The following is a 19483-nucleotide window of genomic DNA, read 5'->3' as shown; positions in this document are numbered from 1 at the left end:
TCCCAGCACGCAAGATCTGGGATTTATCTTAGTCGGTAATTAATATTAGATCATGAAAGTTTCCAATCAACTTACAGAGTAATTTTGCATTGATAAAACCCATCATAATTTCTTGATTAAACTCATCAGAGTCGAAATTAATGATTCGATTTGTAGATACTTCATCCTCATCTACCATAGATACTCTACATAATGATGATATATATTCACCATTTGTCGATTGCATCTTTATTAAATATTCACCATCGTTAATATAAGATATTTCTCTAATGAATTTCACTCTCTCATTATCAAAACTGCATGTATTAGTCATTCCCATACCCCGCCTGACACATATTTTTTGATCCAATCACTAGATACTTCATATGTCGCACCGGCTCCAGTATCATAAACTTTAAATGTTCCTGTGCTATTAGGAATAGGCTCAATGGTGACCATATGTGCTGGCGATCTTGGTGCTTGAAGTACTGCCCCAAACCTTCCTCTTTGTGCAACCTGCAAAGCTTGTTCGGACGTTTCAAAATATCCACCAACCCATTTAACATTAGTCGTTTTAGTCAATGCCTTTGCTAAAGCCTCAGGGTTAGAGCATTCCCCAAGCATTTTTAATAGTTGAGCCTCACTTACTGAACCATTAGTTAATACTTGGCCAGTTGCAGAAACACACGAACCATTAGCACATTGAGTAAACACTTCCCCTTTAACTACATTACTGACACCATTACTCCAAGGTCCAATAATAACCTTACTACCAACTGCATTTTTTAGAGCGCTTAATTCTGATGCCGAATTACCAACAACAAAAGTCCCAGCCGCACCCACACCACCTGGAGCAACAGCCTCGGCTGTAAAAATACCGGTCTGATTTAAACAGTAGACTGGATTAACTTTACAACCTTCCACTGCAGCTCTTGCTATTGCTAAAATTTCAGGTGTCGCCGCGATAATTTGATAACCGCCAATAACCGCGATATTAATACCCAAAGCCGTAAGATGTTGCTCCGGTGTAGGATAAGCCCGCTCACAGGCAGACGACATTCCTAACGAACAGCTCAGCATATCAACCATACCCGCTTCACCATTCGATACCGAGTTATTCTCCACAACAACTTTATCCGTTGCGAAGTTAGCCAGCGAACATCATTTTTCCTAGTCCACTCAGAGAGTTACAACCCGTTTTTACCAGTGCATTCTGATACCCCAACGAACAAGCCCCGACGCGCACTTTTGCACCCCGTAAGTCATTTTCCCCCGACACTGTTAAAGAGCATGATACTGCCGCAGATTCAACGATTTCCAAAGGACAGCGCCGTTATAAGGTGGGTTATGTCAGCGTTCGCCACGAAGATCGCAGAACACATATGACCACCTATTACAACCGCCACCCCAGCCTGCATCTGAAGGGCGACTGGCTAAAAGAGGCGGGGTTTGGGACCGATACGCCAGTTATCGTCGCTGTGGAGCAGGGGCAACTGGTTATCCGGCCTGTGGTTGAGTGACGGATAAAAATATCCCAGCTCACGAATGGCCGGGATATTTACTATTCAACCACAGTTATTTGTGTATCTAAGGATAAAACGCTGGCTGGTAATGTATGAAGGATAACTTTTATTTTTCCAGGTATACCCTTATAGCTTATTCCTTTCTTCGGCTTGGCGATCAACTTATAAGTACCATCATCTTTAACATCATGACTAAAAAGCCCTCGCTCAGCCATATCAATAAACGATTTTAAATACCTATTGCGTTGAGCCTCATTGGAAAAACTGGGTAAGTTGTCTCCAATAATCTCAATTTCTGATGCTTTATCAATAGCATAAAAGTAATCATAAATTGCTTCATAATTTTCTGTCGAACTCTTCACCGATTCAGGAACTATACCTTTACCACCAGTTGCAAAGTGAGCAATATAGCCATCCTGATAAGCTGAAAACCAATCTAAATCATTGGACTCCAGAAACTCTTCATCCATTTCCATTATTCTGCTCCAAACATATTGGTACAGTTTTCACAACGAGGAACAACCTCACCAGTTCTCGGGCGAACAGCCGGAGTGAACTGAATATCTTTAAGTTTTAAGTTGGGATTGCTCAGAAGTAATTCATTAGCAGCCCTAAATTCGGCACAACGACCTAAGGTGTTACCGCACCACCGGCCAAAGAGTTATTCTCCACGATTTTTAAATTACGAGGCGGAAATTTTTTATACTCCCGGCCTTACGACCGGGAAATGGATTGAAATACTCGAGATGCATCTTGTTTACAGGTCTACAAAACCATCTACCCAGCCATCACAATCAAGAGGATTTTCAATAATAGAAAATCCGTCTGGATAATCAATGAATCCAGGTTTGTCCTGCACTCTCATTTGAGCTGACTTCGCTAGTTCATAGCTCGTATAAATCCCAATCAGCTTTATATCTTCGTCATCACTGTCTTCATTACGAATATGATACAACATAAAAACTTTCGTCATAATTAGGCCTCTATTAAATCAGTTAGGATCGACATTAATAACAAAAAGCACCGTTCCCCTCATTCTTTTATGAAGTGAATATGCAAATAGTTTTAATAAAAGTGAAGTAAAATAATAGTTGAGAGATGAAGGCAAATTCAGGCGGAAATCAAAGGACCTAAATGTATAAAAAATACTTCCCGGCATGTGATATCAATGGACCAATTGAGCCACCAGTTTCATTCGGGCATCTTGGTATTCAAGGTGCAATCCCTATAAAGTGTTCAAACTGCCCCAAACTATTCGAAGGTGGATGCACTCGTCATATAAAAATGGTGGGTGATTATCTTTATTTGGACCATGGACCCTGCGGTATTGATGGACCAAGCGACCCGGTTATTTATGAAAATGCCTTCATACAATCAAAGGTTACTGTTCCACGCAAGTGTTCTGACTGCCAATTCCTCTCTGTAGCACCTATTTGGGGATTTGAATGTAATCAAGATGCAGACAAATGGGGTGATTTTAAGCGCGGACTAGATTGGGGAGCATGGAAACCTGACTTCATCTATCTCCAGCTTCCACAACCCAAAATAACAACGAGAATACTTTCACAGGCTATTTTTGAAAACGACCTACTCACTTTTATCCGCGAGTATCGAAGAGTTAACCTTGGACTGTCAATCCAAGAGGCGAAGGCAGATTTCACTATATTAAGAAAAAGGATAGATAATGATTTTGAAGCATGCTGACTAACCACAGGACCTCGTTTACGTCTACGCCCACATCAATAATCTTTCGCTATTTCTGCATAAGATAGGTGAAATACCTTCACTAATAAGTGGGCAATATTTAATATTCATCACAATGATAATAGTAAGTTTACTGATCACCACCATTCACGCTAATATCCGGGCTCTCAAATCTGCACCTTGCGATTTATCGGATATATTCTCTTAATAAAATGGATTATTTATGGCAATTTTTAATGGTAAAAAAAGTATTGTTTTTGGTATCACCGGAGGGGTGGCAGGCCTTCTCAGTGCGCTGCTATTTCTAGCAACCGGCATTCCCGGCGCGCTTGCTAGCTGGTCTATCTCCGGTGGTTTCGATGCGGCATTGATTTCGTTATTTATTGTTATGGGCCAATCCTATTACCAATCGCGAACGCTACCGGCCATATCGAGACTGGTTTCTGTGCTGATTCAAGGTTTGGTTTTTGGTGCTATTGGTGGCTTGTTGGTATTCGGCTTTATCGCATTCTCAAATTCCGGCAACATTGGCCGTATTGTTGGTTGGGCAATCAGCGGAGCCATTTGTGGATTTTTGGTATCTAAAAAAATACCCAATATGAGTGCAAAACTGGCTATCATTGCCGGTGCTATAGGCGGTGCAGTTGGTTGCCTATTAATGTACATTCATTTAGGTTATGTCACCGGAGTTATAGCAACTGGCGCGGCTATCGGAATTGTTGTCGCAAGCGCTGAGGTGATGTTCCGCAAGTCTTGGGTTGAAGTAACGGTTTATTCTGAGTCTTTGAACGGAAACGGTATCAATATGGCGAAGCAGAATAACCAATATACGCTTAATCTCGGTAAAGATGCGATCCATGTTGGTTATTCATCCGATATGGATATTTTACTGAAGGCCAAAGGAATATCGATGGAGAAGGAGATCGCGCTTATTACTCTTGAGAACGATAAGTGTTTTTTCAATGATATAAAAGCTGGTGTAAAAAAAGAAATAAAACCTAATGAAACAATCACTATTGAAAACTGTGAAATTAAGTTTTGTAATTAAATACGGTATAAAGCTTCGTTCTGATATTACCACGCTTTACTCTATCGTCATCCCCGTGAAAACGGGGATCAAGCCCTTAGGCCGAGTGGTAATTTGTGAGCTAAAACCGATTATTAGACCAGATCAGATCAAAATGCTTAACTAACAAGCTCCCGCCCTTCCGCCCTTCCCAACTTGCACTCCCTCGCTATCAGGCATAATATATAAAACATATACGTTTCATATATAGGTATTGATATGGGAATCGTTAAGATTTCAGAACTGATGCACGAGAATATTCGCATCGCCAGTATGGCATACAGCCGCTCGATCAACGCCCAGGCTGAACATTGGATGAAGATCGGGATGCTTATGGAAATGTATCCTGAGCTGTCGCATAGCGATATCTGCAAGCTGTTGGTTCGTTCAAGTGCAGAATCTAATGATAATCACGATGGCATCAGGTCGCTTTTAACCATTGAAAGCGTTCACCAGAGGGCAAGCAATGAATAAATCCACACCGGCTTACGTTAAAACAGCCGCTGAAGTTGATCGGGCTAGAGTTGCCGGCAAGCTGGCTGCCAGCGTACTACAGATGATCGAACCCTATGTTCAACCGGGTATTTCAACCGATGAATTAGACAGAATATGTCACGATTTTATCGTTAACCAGCTTAAGGCAATACCGGCCAATATTGGCTACCACGGTTATACCAAAACAACCTGCATATCAGTTAATCACGTTATTTGTCATGGCATTCCTTCAGAAAAAGTTCTCAAAAAGGGTGACATCGTTAACGTTGACGTCGCTCTGATTAAGGATGGCTGGTACGGCGATACCAGCCGAATGTTCTTTGCCGGAGAACCCAGCATTTTGGCCCGTCGCCTGGTCGATACAACGTTAGAGGCCATGATGGCCGGTATTCATCAGGTTCGCCCGGGCGCTACCCTTGGCGATGTTGGTTTTGCTATTGAAAGCATCGCTCACAGAGAAGGTTTCTCCGTAGTTGCGGAGTATTGCGGGCACGGTATTGGCCAGGGTTATCATGAAGACCCACAGGTTCTGCACTATGGTCGTAAAGGTGAAGGGGTTAAACTTCTCGAGGGAATGATCTTTACTATCGAACCGATGATCAATGCGGGTAAAAGACACACTAAGCTACTTAACGACGGCTGGACCGTTGTCACCAAAGACCATTCCCTTTCAGCCCAATGGGAGCACATGGTGGCCGTGACTAAAGACGGGTACGAAATTCTAACGCCGTGGCCATAACCGGCGGCTGGTTTAAATATGTCCCTACTCTGTCTAAGACCTGCTTTATAAGCAGGTCTTAGACAGCTGACAACTCCTAAGTGTAAAGTTTTGGTTTAAGAAACTCAAGATACAAGCCCCGGAGCCCATTAGGCTCAAATTATCGCCCCTCGGCCGCCAGGAAAAATTCATATTCCAATGCTGACTATGCGGACGAAATTTACGCTGAAATCAAATTAAACGACTTTGCCCGCAATCTGAGACCTGCTTTATTAGCAGGTCTTCATAATGACAAATCAGAGACGCTCATTACCGCGGCGTAATAGTCACCGTATTTTCATGAGTCGCAATAGTCACACGTTGACCAACCTTAAACTCGGTTGCCCCCTGAGCCTGAACAACCATAAAGGTGGTTCCGTTATCACGCCGAACTTCCAACTCAACGCCATTGCTACGATTCATCATACTCTGGACTTGCTGCCCCACAAGACCACCGGCAACAGCACCCGCAGCCGTACCAAGACGACGTCCGGTACCGCCACCAACGGTGTTACCTAAAAAGCCACCAACAACCGCACCGCCAATAGCGCCGGCAACATTATTTCCATCTCGTTGCAGAGTTACCGGACGTACAGAAACTAAAGTACCGTAAGCCACCGTCTGAACTTGGCCTGCCTGAGAACTGCTGACGGTATCACCTGAAAGAGCACTATCATTAACACAGCCACCGAGTGTGGCAACGGCGATAGCAGCAACAATAAATGGTTTAATCATATAGGCCCCCTTTAAATGTATAACCGATTGAATATCGTTCGATAAATTAAGCATAGCACGGCTATTTTTTCTGTAAGTTAATTCACCAATAAAATGGATCAATTTATGCTTATTTAAAATTTACACTCTCTAAAAAATGAGATCTCTACCCGACACGTTAAAATTTAACTTATATAATTAACTGGAAATATAATATTTATTTGTCAGTCATAGTGCTAAGAATAGAGCTAAAAATAGTCCTAAAACACGTTGGCCATCCCGTTAGTGTTATTCCTTCAGTGATAGGATTTTTAAAGCCTTACGGGCATAGCACTCCTAACAGACTTTCAATGAGGTTTGCAGTAATGGAAATAATCGATAGATTGTCAAAGCTCTCCGCGCTTATGTTGTTGGGGTGTAGTTGCCTGCCAGCGCTGGCGGTATCAACGCCTGTTAACGGATACGTTCTGGAGCGAGTGGTTATATTAAGCCGCCATGGCGTTCGTTCACCCACCAAGCAAACCGACCTGATGAACAATGTCACTCCCGATAAATGGCCTCAATGGCCGGTACAGGCCGGGTATCTGACGCCTCAGGGTGAACATTTGATGACGCTGATGGGCGGTTTTTATCGAGATTACTTTCGTAGCCATAATTTATTGCCCTCACAGGGTTGCCCGACTGACGGTAGCCTATATGTCTGGGCAGATATTGACCAGCGCACACGTTTAACCGGGCAAGCTTTTCTGGCGGGCGTCGCCCCTGAATGTGACCTGAAAATTCACCATCAGGCTGATTTGAAAACAACAGATGCACTATTCCACCCGGTAGAAGCCGGAATCTGCAAGCTGGATAAACAACAAACTCAGCAGGCGGTAGAAAAACAGCTAGGTGCGCCATTAGCAACGTTAAGCCAGCGTTACGCCCTGCCTCTGGCGCAGATGGGAGAGATTCTTAACTTCGCCGCCTCTCCCTACTGCAAAGAGATGCAAACCAAGGGACAGAGCTGTGATTTTGCCAGCTTTACCCCTAATCAAATACACCTCAGCCCGAATGGTCAAAAGGTATCATTAAGCGGCCCGCTGGCACTATCTTCCACCTTGTCAGAAATATTTTTGCTGCAATATGCTCAAGGAATGCCTGAGGTTGCCTGGCAGCGTTTAAGTGGTGAAGATAACTGGCGATCGCTGATGTCATTGCATAATGAGCAGTTCAACCTGATGGCTAAAACACCTTATATTGCCAGCCATAAAGGAACGCCTCTGCTGAAAGAAATTAGTGCCACATTGGCCGGGCAGCAAGGAACACTAAAACGCCCGGCAAATAACCGAATTCTGTTTATTGCCGGCCACGATACCAATATCGCGAATATTGCCGGCATGTTAGGGCTGAACTGGGAATTACCACATCAGCCCGACAACACGCCGCCCGGAGGTGGTTTAGTGTTTGAATTGTGGAACAATCCACAGGATCACCAGCAATATGTCTCAGTAAAAATGTTCTACCAAACCATGGAGCAACTGCGTAACGGTGAAAAGCTGGATATGCATCATCCGGCAGGTATGGTTCAGGTTGCCATTGCCGGCTGTGAAAATAGCAACAGTTCCGTGCTTTGTTCACTGAAGGACTTGCAGAAAAAAGTCAGTCAGGCTATTCAGCCGGCCTGTCAGTTATCAATGCAGTAACCCATTATTATTGCCCCTGAATCGCACAAAAAAAGCCCGTAACAGTTAAACCATTACGGGCTTTCTCTATGACTGAATCAGGACTGATGCGCGTTTAAACGTTCAAATCCTTCGGCTAAATCGGTTTGCAGGTCGCTAACATCTTCTAAGCCAATCTGTAAGCGTAACGCCAACCCGCCCGGTTGCCACTGGGTTACCGTACGATAGTTAGCGCAGTTGAACGGAATGATCAGGCTCTCAAACCCTCCCCACGAATAGCCCATCGCAAAAATAGACATATTATCCAACATATCGTCGACACCGGCTTTAGTATACTCAGGGCGTAAAATAATCGAGAACAGGCCCGAAGCCCCCAAAAAATCACGCTTCCAGAATTCATGCCCCGGGCAATCCGGAAATGCCGGATGCAGTACTTTCAGCACTTCTGGTCGGGATTTAAGCCAGTGAGCCATCTCCAGCCCGCGCTTTTCTGCCTCTTTCAATCGCAGATGCATGGTTCTTAATCCGCGCAACGCCAGGAAACAGTCTTCTGCTCCGGGCAGCATTGCCATTAAATCGTATGCTTCCCGCAGCTTCGGCCACCACTGTTCATTGGCAGATACAATGCCCATTAACAGGTCTGAATGGCCCCCCAAATACTTGGTTCCGGCTTCAACCGACAGATCGCATCCGTGCTCGTGAGCTTTAAAAAAGATTGGCGTTGCCCAGGTATTATCCAAAATAGTGGCAATATTTCGCCGTTTAGCCAGCGCAGTCATAGCCGGAATATCCTGAATCTCAAAACTTTGCGAACCCGGAGATTCAAGGAACAACGTTGTCGTATTAGGTCGAAATAGCGTCTCAATATCAGTGCCGATTTGCGGATCGTAATAGGTGGTTTCAATGCCCATTTTGGCTAACATACCGGCGCAAAATAAACGCGTAGGTTTATATACGCTGTCGGGCATCAGCAGGTGATCGCCTGATTTAAGCGTTGTAAATAAGGCCAGCGCTATTGCCCCAAGTCCCGATGGAGAAAGTACGGTACCTGCCGCACCGGCCAGTTGAGTCCAGGCATTTTCCAAGTTAGCAATGGTCGGCGTACCGGCTGTGCCATAGTTAAACTCTGCGCGGTTGTTTTCAATATCGCTGACGGTTGGAAAAACAACGGTTGAACCACGGTAAACGGGAGTATTAACAAATCCTGACTGTTGAGCCGGATCCCTACCCAGTTGCGTAATCTGGGTGCTGATACTAAAGCGTGACATTGATTCTTTACTCATGATTTACCTCATACTTTTCATTTACTATTAATGCTTTTTTATTCAAAGAATTTAAAGAACGGCGAGAAACACAGCAAAATACCGAAGAAGCTAATAAACCAAACGCCAAAGCCTTTAAACTTATGTAACGCAGGAACTTTATAAACCAGATAACAAGGGATCAGGCATGAAACAACGCCGAATAACGGTCCGCCAAGTTGCATAAAGAACAGAATTGAAAAACGGGTAGAAATCCAGAGCCAAAGCGCAATAATCACACCGATGCTGACGCTGATATGCAGCGTTTTTTGATTGATTCTCTCTTCAGGAATAAAGCGGCTGATGATATTAACCACGATGCCTTTAATCGCTTCCTGAAAACCAAGATAGATCCCCAAGAACGCCGTCAATATTGCAAAAATATTCAACAGAGCACTCATCACCCGCACTACCGAGCCCGGAATAACCTGAGCGGCAATAGCCAGTGCAGAAATATTCTGTTCAAAGGCAGACACCGCCTGATCGTGGCTAATCGAAAAGGTAAATGAGAACGCAAAAAACAGGACCGCCACCGCCAGAATAATATAAGCAACCCGAGCCGCCCTGATAGCACGATAAGTCGCTATACGTTTGTCAGACTCCACCTTGCGATAGGCAATATTCATCGGACTTAAGATCTGTACAAACAGAATAGAGAACAGTGTAAACGGCAAGGTCAGAAACACATCCCGCAAGAAAGGTAAGATCTCAGGAAATGCCGTAATGTTATTAAAGTTCCAGTGCGGAACCATCACAACACCAAGCGCGACAATAATACCAAACTTCACACAAACCATCGGGCCGGAGACTTTAAACAGTAATCTTTCCCCTTGGGCCGCAATAGCGACTAACACCGTCAAGATAATTAATCCATACCACACAGAGTCAGATAATAATCCCTCCGTCAGACCAAAGGTTTGAATATAAGATGCACTATCAAAAGTAACCGCCAAGGAATAAGAGAACATTCCGTGTAGCAACATTAAGAAATAGGCAATGCCTAAGCCTATTCCCCAGTTTTTCCCTAAATATTGGGTAATAACCCCAGTATAGTCCTCACAGTTCTCAGACTCTGATAAGGTTTTAAGATAAAGATTCTGTAATAAGTATATGGCCGGATAAGAAATAATAACTGCGGCAATAAATACCCAAATACCTTTAATGCCTACCTGTACAGGCATAAAAACGATGCCTGAACCAATAGCCATACCGATACATAAAATGACCCAGCCCACATCATATTTATTAAAGGGTATCGATTTATACAGATCCTTTGATGTTTGTGACGGTTCAGTCATAGTCTGTCTCCTGTGATGAAATTATTAGAATAATTATTTTTCTTTTTAAAATAGAGCATTAGAGATTACAGCGTGCTGACTTCACTGTATTAAAAGCGTTTCACAAAAATATCAGCCCACGGTTATAGTAGGATGAGAATCATCAATAAAGAAGGCACTGGCGGTGTTATTAAACAAAAATACTTTTGCATAAAACGCAAAAGTTGATGGGAGTCTTATTTTTCAATATTCATTCAGGGTGCAAAGAACGCTTTAATCACAATTCGCATCAAGCCACACAAATAAGCACGACTATCAGTTCAGAATCGGCATCACAAAGCCAGGGTGGATTTATTTTAATTAATACCGAATACTTATAAGACAAAACCATAAAAAGGTAAGAGTAGATAATGATGTTATTAAATAAGAACGCTTTTGCGTTTAAATCAAAAATTGATAACTACTCTATTTTTAGACACTTAGAGGTTTTTATAAAAATAGTGGAATGCAACAGTTTTTCCGTTGCTGCCCAAAAACTCAATCTAACGCCCTCATCGGTCAGCCGCAGCTTATCGCAGTTAGAAGAACAGCTCGGGATTGTGCTGCTGAAAAGAACTACCCGAACCTTTGTTCTGACCGAACCGGGAAAATATCTGTTTCTCAGAGCACAACGGTTGCTGACCGATCTTGATGAGTCACTGATCAATACCTCTAGCTTCCACCATCATCCTCAGGGTCAGCTAAAAATAACCTGTTCCATTGCCTTTGGTGTTTGCCACCTGATGCGCCTGTACAGTGAGTATCGTGAAGTGAATCCCGATGTCAGCTTATCGGTTGATCTCAACGATCAAATTATTAATTTAAATAAAGAAGATTTTGATATTGCTTTGCGCATTACCGAAACCCCGCCGACTAATTTTGCCATTCGCAATATTTGTAAAATAAACTGGGTCTATTGCGGCAGTAAAATCTATTTTGAACGCAGAGGTATTCCAACCTCGCTTGAAGATCTGGAACACCACGATTGTCTGATTAATCCGAACGTGTTAGATAACTGGCACTATACCGACGATGATGGAAAATCCCATCCGCTTAAAATAAACAGTCGAATTGAAGTGAACAGCACCTTAGGATTATTGCACGCTGCACTCCATCATCAGGGCATTGTGAGCCTGCCAACCTATATGCTGGGAGATTACATCGCTAACGGCGAACTGATCCCGGTTTTATTAGAGAACAATACCCGTAAGTTAGAATACAGTCTCTATGCCCTCTATCATCCGGGGCATTATCAGGATCCTAAGGTAAGAAGCTTTATCGACTTTATCGTCGAAAAAATTCCGCTTAATCCGCCATGGGATAAATGGATGAGTTAAGCCAATAAAAAACCGGTAGGCCACAACGTCTGACATACCGGTTTTTTTAACCAAAGGTTAAATTATAAATTACCAGACATAACGAACGCCTACTCCGCCGCTAACGTTCTGATAGTCATCCGGGCCGGTCTGCAAACCCACATTAATCCAAGAGCTCCAGTTAGCATCAAATTCGCCCTGAATACCAAACTTTAGCTCAGCCATATTGTCAGGAATATCCTGTTCAACGCGCTGGCGGTCAAAAGTAACCGACGCATTCTGACCGGTATGCCACCAGTTCAACTCAGTAAACGGATGGTAAAGATGACCGTTGTTCTCAATCCGACCGGCAACACGGGCACCGATACGCGTTCTCCACATATCATTGTTTTGCCCGTCAATTGCGGTACCGCTGGAGTCTACAAAACTATCGGCAGAGTATTTATTATAAATAACCTGCGCCTGAGGAATCAGACTCCACTGGGCGTCAGGGTTATCTTCATTAAGTACTATGCGATACCCTGTTTCCAGCGACGTTGCCCAAGGTCGGGAGTGATAACTGTCCGTTCCCGCACCTTCGCCGCTAACGTCATTGTTGTACCAACCGTATTGGATCCAGCTGTCAAGGTAAGCACCCTGCTGCTGTTTCACATCAGCAAACCATGTGGCATACATTCCCAAGCTGAAACCATCAATTGAGCCATTAGCCGTATGATGCGTTCCATTTAAGTCGGCATTCCCGGTGGAGTCAGTATCCCCATTGCCCCAACTGCCCATTACACCGACTGACAGCCCTTGTACTCCGTCGCCGATATTCCATACATCACCGCCTAATTGCACTAAGGTATAATCACTGCTGATATCAACGCTACCATTGGCCGCTTTACTATCCACTTTACTGGTGATGATTCGGCCCCAAGCGCCGGTATCGGCGCTGTTAAATTGACTACCCTGACGGTCATACAACGTTAGCATTTGTAACTGACTGACCAACATCTGATTACCTAAATAAGCGCCGCTCTCCGGTCGCCATTGAGGTACGTCACCCGGACCTTCAGACCGTAAGTACCAGTTACCATCCGGACTGTTAGGTTTTCCCTGATATAGCGCATATTCATACGGCCCTGCCACAACGCGATTAACCAACGTAAACAGGCCATTTGACTGCCCTGCTACGCTAATAATTTCAATGCCGTTAACCGTTTGAGCTCCCGCACCACCAGCGCTGTTTACCACAACATTGGTTGAGCCTGATGTATTGCCCTGCACCACCAGTTTATCAGTCAATGAATTATCACCGCCTAACACCGTGCTCAGCGTAAGCAACCCGTTGTTACCAACGTAATTACCTTTAACCAGAAGCTGGCTGGCCGGTGCCGGGCTTTCCATGCGAATTTCACCGTTGTTGGTCATGTTTCCGCCCACGGTGAAATTTCCGGCCGGAGCATTACTGTATCCCGGCGCAGCATCAGCAACGGCCAACAATCCATGATTAACTACATCACCATTAACGCCGCCGTAGCCGCCAAAGATAGCGCCTCGGGCAACGGTTACCGGTTGTGTGCTGGTCAACAATACGTTGTTGGTTAATATCAAAGCACCAGCGTTGACATTTGTTTTACCGGCATAGGTTTCGTTCTGATCGAAATACACTATGCCCTGACCTTGCTGGGTTACGTCTCCGCTACCGCTGATTACGTTATTATATAAATAATCATCGCTGCGATTGAAAATCAACAGGCCGTTATTGGTGATATCACTGACTAAACTACCGCCGGTTCCGCCGTTACCCAGCTGTAATGTTCCTTCCGTAATGGTGGTTCCACCAATATAAGCATTATTACCGGTGAGGAGTAATGTTCCGCTTCCTGTTTTATTCATCCCTCCGGCACCGCTAATAACGCCGCTAAAGGTGTTATCAACGGTGTTGTTAGCCGTCAAAATGGCATCGCCCAAGATAACATTGCCGGCACCGCTAAGATTATTAACCCGTTGATCAAAGTGGTTAAGGTCAAAGTTTGCTCCGCTGGCAACGGTCACCTTGCTGCTATCAGCAATAATATCAGTCCCACCGGCCAGCAATGTTCCGCCATTAATTAACGTTGAACCGGTATAGGTATTTGATTTGGACAATTGCAGCGTACCGGCTCCGGCCTTGGTCAGGGTTTTACCATCCCAACCGGTGATAGCATTGGCAGTTTCATCGGCCAACAATACGTCTAAATCAAAAAACTCATTGGCTGCAGAAAGTGTAAATGTACCCAGCGCATGTTCAGGCGTGATGGTATGAGCCGCATACCAGGTTAATGCCAGTCCAATATCATAATTTTGACCGTCATTCGTTGCCGTCATTGTCAGGTAATCCACCGAACTGGTTGAGCCCCCCAAGCTGACCGTTGAGAAATTACCGGTTAAATTGCCTGCGCCGGATGTCTGAATTACCCTGAACTGATTTTCCGCTAATTGAGTTGCGCTGGTCGATTCCGGCGCACTGTAACCGGACAGATTAAATATGGCATTACTACCGATAGAGGCAGTATCAGCCGTCACTACCGGGCTGGTATTACCGGCAACAATATCTAACCAACCCTCGGTATTAGCGTTGCCGGTTATTAGCAATGATGAATCGGCAGCGAGTTGAGTCGTTGCACCACTGGCGGTGTTATAACTTGCGGCACCGAACGAGCCGTTCTGAGTAAATTGCAACGTGCCGCCATTTACCTGTACATCTCCCTGACTGGATCCGCTGGCCGTCAACGACCCGATACCGGCTCCGCTCTTAATCAGGCTACCGCTACCGCTCAGTTGATTATTAACGATCTCATTTTGTTCAAAAGCCAACTCTAACTCGGCCTGATTATCAATCTCTGCCAGACCAAGCGAGCTACCATGGGTACCTATTAGTCGCCCCTGATTTACCGTAGTTGTGCCACTGTAGAAGTTCACTCCGGTGAGCATCAATGCCTCTGTGCCAGTTTTAATCAGTCCGCCATTACCACTGAGAGAGCCATTAAACGACGTTGCTGCAAGGCTATTTACGGTTAAGTCGGCGTTGCCGAGCGTAATACCACCGCTTCCTGAAAGATTATTTGCCACTTGGTCAAAATCGTCTAGATCGAATACTCCGCTATTATTGACTATCACATTGGCGCTATTTAAGAAGGCATTTTCCACACCGGCCTGTAGCGTACCATCGTTAATAATCGTATTGCCGGTATAGGTATTCACGGAAGACAGCACTAACGTTCCTTCGCCATTTTTAGTCAGCGTAGAACCATTCCAGCCTGTCGCAGAGGCTACCTGATCGGCAAGAACCACATCCACATTGAAAGTATCCACCGGATTAGTCAGCGTGAAAGTACCATTGCCTAATGTGTTGCCGGCCATCCACGTCAGGCCAAAACCAAGGTTGTATTCTTTATTATCCGCACTCTTGCCGGAGCTCAAGCGGAGATAATCAACCGTACTAACGGCCCCGCCTAAATTGATGCTGGTAAAGTCACCGCTGATACCATTGGCGGTGCGTAATACCGTAAAGTTGGTGTTGGTCAGCGCACTGGCATTAGTCGGCATTCCGGTAATAAAACCGGTGATATTCAATGCACCGCTTAGTGACGCAGTATCGGCTGTAATCGTAGGCTCAATATTGCCGATCGCCACATTCAACGCTGAACCAAAATTCTGTGTCAATGCACCGGTCAGATTGAGTCCGGAATCAGCAACCAGAGTAACTGCTGCGTTATTCTCAGTGGTCAGGCTGGTGGCATTAAAGATGTCGTTTTGCCCAAAACGCAAGGTACCGGCATCTACCATTACCGCACCCTGTGCCGACCCGGAGCCGGATAAGGTTGCGATACCTCCGCCCGTTTTAACCAAGCTACCGTTGCCAGCCAAAATATTGGCTAAGCTACTGTTAGCGGCAAAGTTTAATTGCAGCACGCTACCGATATTACCGATGACTGCCCCGGTTCCCAGCGCTTGCCCCTGAGTGATAATCACCCTTCCTGCATTTAATGTACTGCCGCCGCTATAGCCGTTAACCCCGGTTAATGTCAGCGCGCCGCTGCCGGTTTTATTCAGGCTGCCGCTGCCGCTAATCACACCATCGAATTGACTGTCAGCGGTGTTATTGGCAGTTAATGCCGCACTGCCTAACGTTACCTGGCCGCTGCCCGATAAATTACCGGCCTGCTGGGCAAAGCTATTTAAGTCCAGCGTTGCTCCGCTGCCCACAGCTACGTTGGCACTGTTGGTAAATGCATTAGCGATACCGGCTCGCAGGGTTCCGCCATTAATCAAGGTATCGCCGGTATAAGTATTGACCGATGAAAGTTGAAGCGTACCGGCGCCGTTTTTGTCCAGGGTTTTGCCGTTCCAACCGGTCGCGACAACGGCGCTTTGATCGGCCAGCACGACATCTACGTTAAACAAATCAGTCGGCTCTGCCAGCGTAAATAGACCATTACCCAGCGTCGGGCCGCCTAACCATGTTAAGCCAAAGCCCACTTTGTAGTCATAGTCATTCACTATCCGACCGGCTAAGGTCAGGTAGTCCACCGTACTGGCCGCACCACCCAAGCTAACTTGATTGAAATTACCGCTAATAATATTGTTGCTATGCAGCACCGTAAATTCGGTACTCGTTAAGGTACTGGCGTTAGTCGGTGCCTGCGCGGTAAAACCGGTAATATTTAACGTTCCGCTCAGCGACGCATTACTTGCAGTAATCACCGGCTGAACGTTACCCACGGCAACATTCAGCGTTGAACCTGAGTTTTGCGTCAATGCACCGGTAATGTTCAAGCTAGAGTTAGCCACTACCGTAGTCGCGGCATTATTAAAGGTTGTCAGGCTACCGGCATTAAATGCGCCAGTCTGACCAAAGCTTAAGGTGCCGTTTTCCACACTCACTGCTCCCTGAGTTGACCCAGTGCCAGTTACTATGGCAACACCACCACCGGTTTTGACTAGACTCCCCGTGCCAGCCAAAATATTGGCTAAGGTACTATTCGCGGCAAAGTTTAATTGCAGTACGCTACCGATATTATTGGTGATAGCACCGGTTCCCAATGCTTGCCCCTGTGAGGCAATCACCCTGCCGGCATTTAACGTACTGCCGCCGCTATAGCCGTTAACTCCGGTTAATGTCAGCACGCCGCTGCCGGTTTTATTCAGACTGCCGCTGCCGCTCATTACACCGTCAAATTGGCTATTTACGGTATTGTTAGCGGTTAATGCGGCACTGCCTAACGTCACCTGACCACTACCTGACAGATGATTAGCCTGCTGAGAAAAACCATTGAGATCCAAGGTTGCCCCGCTGCCCACGGTGATATTAGCACTGTTGGTAAAGGCATTAGCAATACCGGCGCGCAGGGTTCCGCCATTAATCAACGTTTCGCCGGTATAAGTATTAACCGATGAAAGCTGAAGCGTACCGGCGCCGTTTTTGGTCAGGCTTTTACCATCCCAAAGGTTCGGACTGGTAACAGTTTGATCGGCAAGTATTACGTCTACATTAAAGAAATCTGCCGGAGCCGTCAGCGTAAAGGCACCGTTACTTGTCGTCGGGCCGGCGAGCCAGGTCAGGCCGAAGCCGACATTGTAATCATAGTTATTGACTATCCGACCGGCTAAGGTCAGGTAGTCCACGGTACTCGCCGCACCGCCTAAACTAACCAGATCGAAATTACCGCTAATCACACTATTGCTATGTAGCACAGTAAATTCAGTATTGGTTAAGGTACTGGCATTAGTCGGTGCCTGAGCGGTAAAGCCGGTGATATTTAACGTTCCGCCCAGCGCGACTGAGTCAGCAGTAATTACCGGCTGAACGTTACCCACCGCAACATTCAGCGTTGAACCTGAGTTTTGTGTCAACCCACCGGCAATATTCAGGCTAGAGTTAGCCACGACCGTCGTGGCGGCATTAATCAGCGTGGTCAGGCTGCCGGCGTTAAATACGCCGGTTTGTCCAAAACTCAGCGTGCCATTTTCCACAGTTACCGCACCCTGGGTTGAGCCTGCACCTGTTAGCGTAGCAACACCGCCGCCGGTTTTAATTAAGCTACCGCTACCGCCTAAAATATTGGCCAGCGTACTGTTCGCAGTAAAGTTTAACTGCAATACACTATTGGTATTATTGGTCACGGTGCCGGAGCCTAACGCTTGGCCCTGTGAAGCAATCACCCTGCCGACATTTAATGTACTGCCGCCGCTGTAGTTGTTAACTCCGGTTAATGTCAGCACACCGCTACCAATTTTATTCAGGCTACCGCTACCGCTAATCACACCGTTGAATTGACTGTCGAGGGTATTATTGGCGGTTAGTGCGGCATTGCCTAACGTCACCTGGCCGCTACCTGCCAGATTACCGACCTGCTGAGCAAAATTATTTAAATCCAACGTTGCACCGCTGACCACAACCACATTGGTACTGTTAGCAAATGCATTGGCAATGCCGGCTCGCAGCGTACCGGCATTAATCAGCGTATCGCCAGAATAGGTATTAGCTCTGGAAAGTTGCAGTGTACCGGCTCCGTTCTTGGTCAGCGTTTGTCCATTCCAGCCAGTGGCCACAGAGGCGGTCTGATTAGCAAGTATGACATCAACATCGAAGTCATTAATCACCGTAAAGGTACCATGCTTGATCGAAAGTCCTTCCAGCCAGGTTAAACCAAAACCGACGTTATAATCATTACCCGCGACCCGTCCGCCTAACGTCATAAAGTCGACCGGGCTCGCAGCACCGCCCAAATCCACATGGTCAAAATCACCGGTAATACCATTCAGAGTATGCAGTACGGTAAACTCATCGGTATCTGACACGCTGGAACCTACGGTTAAACCGGTTACGTTTAATGTTCCGGCCAGCGCTGCACTGGCTGCTTCTATCGCCGGCTGGGTGGTACCAACGGCCACATTGAGTATGGCATCAGTTTTTTGCGTCAGCGCACCGGTCAGATTAAGGGTGGAATTTGCTGCCAGAGACGTAGTACCGGTCCCTTCGGTCGTCAGGCTGGCGGCGTTAAATGTGCCGGTTTGGGTGAAACTCAACGTCCCCTGATTGACCGCGACTGCCCCCTGCGTTGAACCAGCACCGGTTAAAGTTGCTACCCCGCTGCCGGTTTTCACTAAGCTGCCAGTGCCGCCCAAAATATTGGCTAAGGTGCTGTTACCGGAAAAATTTAGCTGCAGCACGCTGCCGGTATTATTGGCTACGGTTCCGGTTCCCAGTGCCTGACCTTGGGTAATCATCACCGTTCCTGCATTTAACGTACTGCCGCCACCGTAGTCGTTAATTCCCGTTAAGGTTAACGCGCCGCTACCGGTCTTAATCAAGCTGCCGCTGCCGCTAATCACACCATCGAATTGACTGCTTGCGGTATTATTGGCGGTTAATGCGGCGCTGCCTAAGGTTACCTGACCGCTGCCCGATAAATTACCGGCCTGTTGAGCAAAGCTATTTAAATCCAGCGTTGCTCCGCTACCTACGGTGATATTAGCACTGCTGGTAAAGGCATTCGCCACACCGGCACGCAGCGTTCCCCCATTAATCAAGGTATCGCCGGTATATGTATTAACCGAGGAAAGCTGAAGTGTACCCGCCCCGTTTTTGGTCAGGGTTTTGCCATCCCAAAGGTTGGGG

14 protein-coding genes and 1 pseudogene are annotated in these 19483 nt (G+C 46.0%); 7 read left to right on the top strand and 8 right to left on the bottom strand.

Annotated features, from left to right (window positions below; translation table 11 throughout):
- Positions 1 to 28: 28 nt before the first annotated feature.
- Positions 29 to 319, bottom strand: coding sequence for a hypothetical protein (locus YWE_RS0117855; RefSeq protein ID WP_029095767.1), 291 nt, complete (start codon positions 317 to 319; stop codon positions 29 to 31).
- On the bottom strand, positions 310 to 1068 hold the full coding sequence (locus YWE_RS0117850) for a hypothetical protein (protein ID WP_127526468.1): 759 nt from the start codon (positions 1066 to 1068) through the stop codon (positions 310 to 312). The genes YWE_RS0117855 and YWE_RS0117850 overlap by 10 nt, the downstream gene beginning before the upstream one ends.
- 224 nt (positions 1069 to 1292) lie before the next feature.
- Between YWE_RS0117850 and YWE_RS0117845 the strand changes: the two genes are divergently transcribed.
- Positions 1293 to 1499 carry a SymE family type I addiction module toxin gene (locus YWE_RS0117845; protein WP_029095765.1) on the top strand — a complete coding sequence of 69 codons (207 nt, stop codon included), beginning with the start codon at positions 1293 to 1295 and terminating at the stop codon, positions 1497 to 1499.
- Positions 1500 to 1540: 41 nt separating this feature from the next.
- Here the strand turns inward: YWE_RS0117845 and YWE_RS27705 are convergent, their stop codons facing one another.
- Positions 1541 to 1978: a hypothetical protein gene (locus tag YWE_RS27705; protein WP_051323415.1), complete on the bottom strand. Its 438-nt coding sequence runs from the start codon at positions 1976 to 1978 to the stop codon at positions 1541 to 1543.
- Positions 1979 to 2259: 281 nt separating this feature from the next.
- Positions 2260 to 2475, bottom strand: coding sequence for a DUF7336 domain-containing protein (locus tag YWE_RS0117835; protein ID WP_029095764.1), 216 nt, complete (start codon positions 2473 to 2475; stop codon positions 2260 to 2262).
- 161 nt (positions 2476 to 2636) lie between these two features.
- Between YWE_RS0117835 and YWE_RS29105 the strand changes: the two genes are divergently transcribed.
- The 4 genes and pseudogenes from YWE_RS29105 to map all read left to right on the top strand — a co-directional run bounded on the left by YWE_RS29105 (position 2637) and on the right by map (position 5506).
- Entirely contained in the window at positions 2637 to 3206 is a 570-nt protein-coding gene (locus tag YWE_RS29105) for a hypothetical protein (RefSeq protein WP_051323414.1), read from the top strand.
- Positions 3207 to 3429: 223 nt separating this feature from the next.
- Positions 3430 to 4254: a hypothetical protein gene (locus tag YWE_RS0117825; protein WP_029095763.1), complete on the top strand. Its 825-nt coding sequence runs from the start codon at positions 3430 to 3432 to the stop codon at positions 4252 to 4254.
- A gap of 237 nt (positions 4255 to 4491) precedes the next feature.
- Positions 4492 to 4659, top strand: a pseudogene (locus YWE_RS0117820) (ParD-like family protein); the annotation flags it as partial.
- Between the two features lie 79 nt (positions 4660 to 4738).
- A complete protein-coding gene (map, locus tag YWE_RS0117815) occupies positions 4739 to 5506 on the top strand; it encodes a type I methionyl aminopeptidase (protein WP_029095761.1) in 768 nt (255 codons plus the stop codon).
- A 288-nt stretch (positions 5507 to 5794) separates the two neighbouring features.
- Here the strand turns inward: map and YWE_RS0117810 are convergent, their stop codons facing one another.
- Positions 5795 to 6259, bottom strand: coding sequence for an outer membrane lipoprotein (locus YWE_RS0117810; RefSeq protein WP_029095760.1), 465 nt, complete (start codon positions 6257 to 6259; stop codon positions 5795 to 5797).
- Positions 6260 to 6603: 344 nt separating this feature from the next.
- Here YWE_RS0117810 and YWE_RS0117805 point away from each other — a divergent pair, with 344 nt between their 5' ends.
- Positions 6604 to 7923 (top strand): AppA family phytase/histidine-type acid phosphatase, encoded by a 1320-nt coding sequence (locus tag YWE_RS0117805; RefSeq protein ID WP_029095759.1) that lies wholly within the window; start codon positions 6604 to 6606, stop codon positions 7921 to 7923.
- Positions 7924 to 8000: 77 nt separating this feature from the next.
- On the opposite strand, the gene metC is transcribed toward YWE_RS0117805, so the two are convergent.
- Both metC and YWE_RS0117795 read right to left on the bottom strand, forming a co-directional pair.
- Positions 8001 to 9185 (bottom strand): cystathionine beta-lyase, encoded by a 1185-nt coding sequence (metC, locus tag YWE_RS0117800; protein ID WP_029095758.1) that lies wholly within the window; start codon positions 9183 to 9185, stop codon positions 8001 to 8003.
- A 38-nt stretch (positions 9186 to 9223) separates the two neighbouring features.
- Complete coding sequence (locus tag YWE_RS0117795; protein WP_029095757.1) at positions 9224 to 10501, bottom strand: amino acid permease; 1278 nt, start codon at positions 10499 to 10501, stop codon at positions 9224 to 9226.
- Between the two features lie 392 nt (positions 10502 to 10893).
- Between YWE_RS0117795 and YWE_RS0117790 the strand changes: the two genes are divergently transcribed.
- Positions 10894 to 11856 (top strand): LysR family transcriptional regulator, encoded by a 963-nt coding sequence (locus YWE_RS0117790; RefSeq protein WP_029095756.1) that lies wholly within the window; start codon positions 10894 to 10896, stop codon positions 11854 to 11856.
- 69 nt (positions 11857 to 11925) lie between these two features.
- On the opposite strand, the gene YWE_RS0117785 is transcribed toward YWE_RS0117790, so the two are convergent.
- Positions 11926 to 19458 (bottom strand): autotransporter outer membrane beta-barrel domain-containing protein, encoded by a 7533-nt coding sequence (locus YWE_RS0117785; RefSeq protein ID WP_282705582.1) that lies wholly within the window; start codon positions 19456 to 19458, stop codon positions 11926 to 11928.
- Positions 19459 to 19483 lie beyond the last annotated feature (25 nt).

Origin of the sequence: Budvicia aquatica DSM 5075 = ATCC 35567 (genome assembly GCF_000427805.1) — a bacterium.
GTDB classification, from domain to species: domain Bacteria; phylum Pseudomonadota; class Gammaproteobacteria; order Enterobacterales; family Enterobacteriaceae; genus Budvicia; species Budvicia aquatica.
The sequence above is the reverse complement of the archived record's forward strand: the minus strand, read 5'-3'. Positions and strand labels throughout refer to the sequence as shown.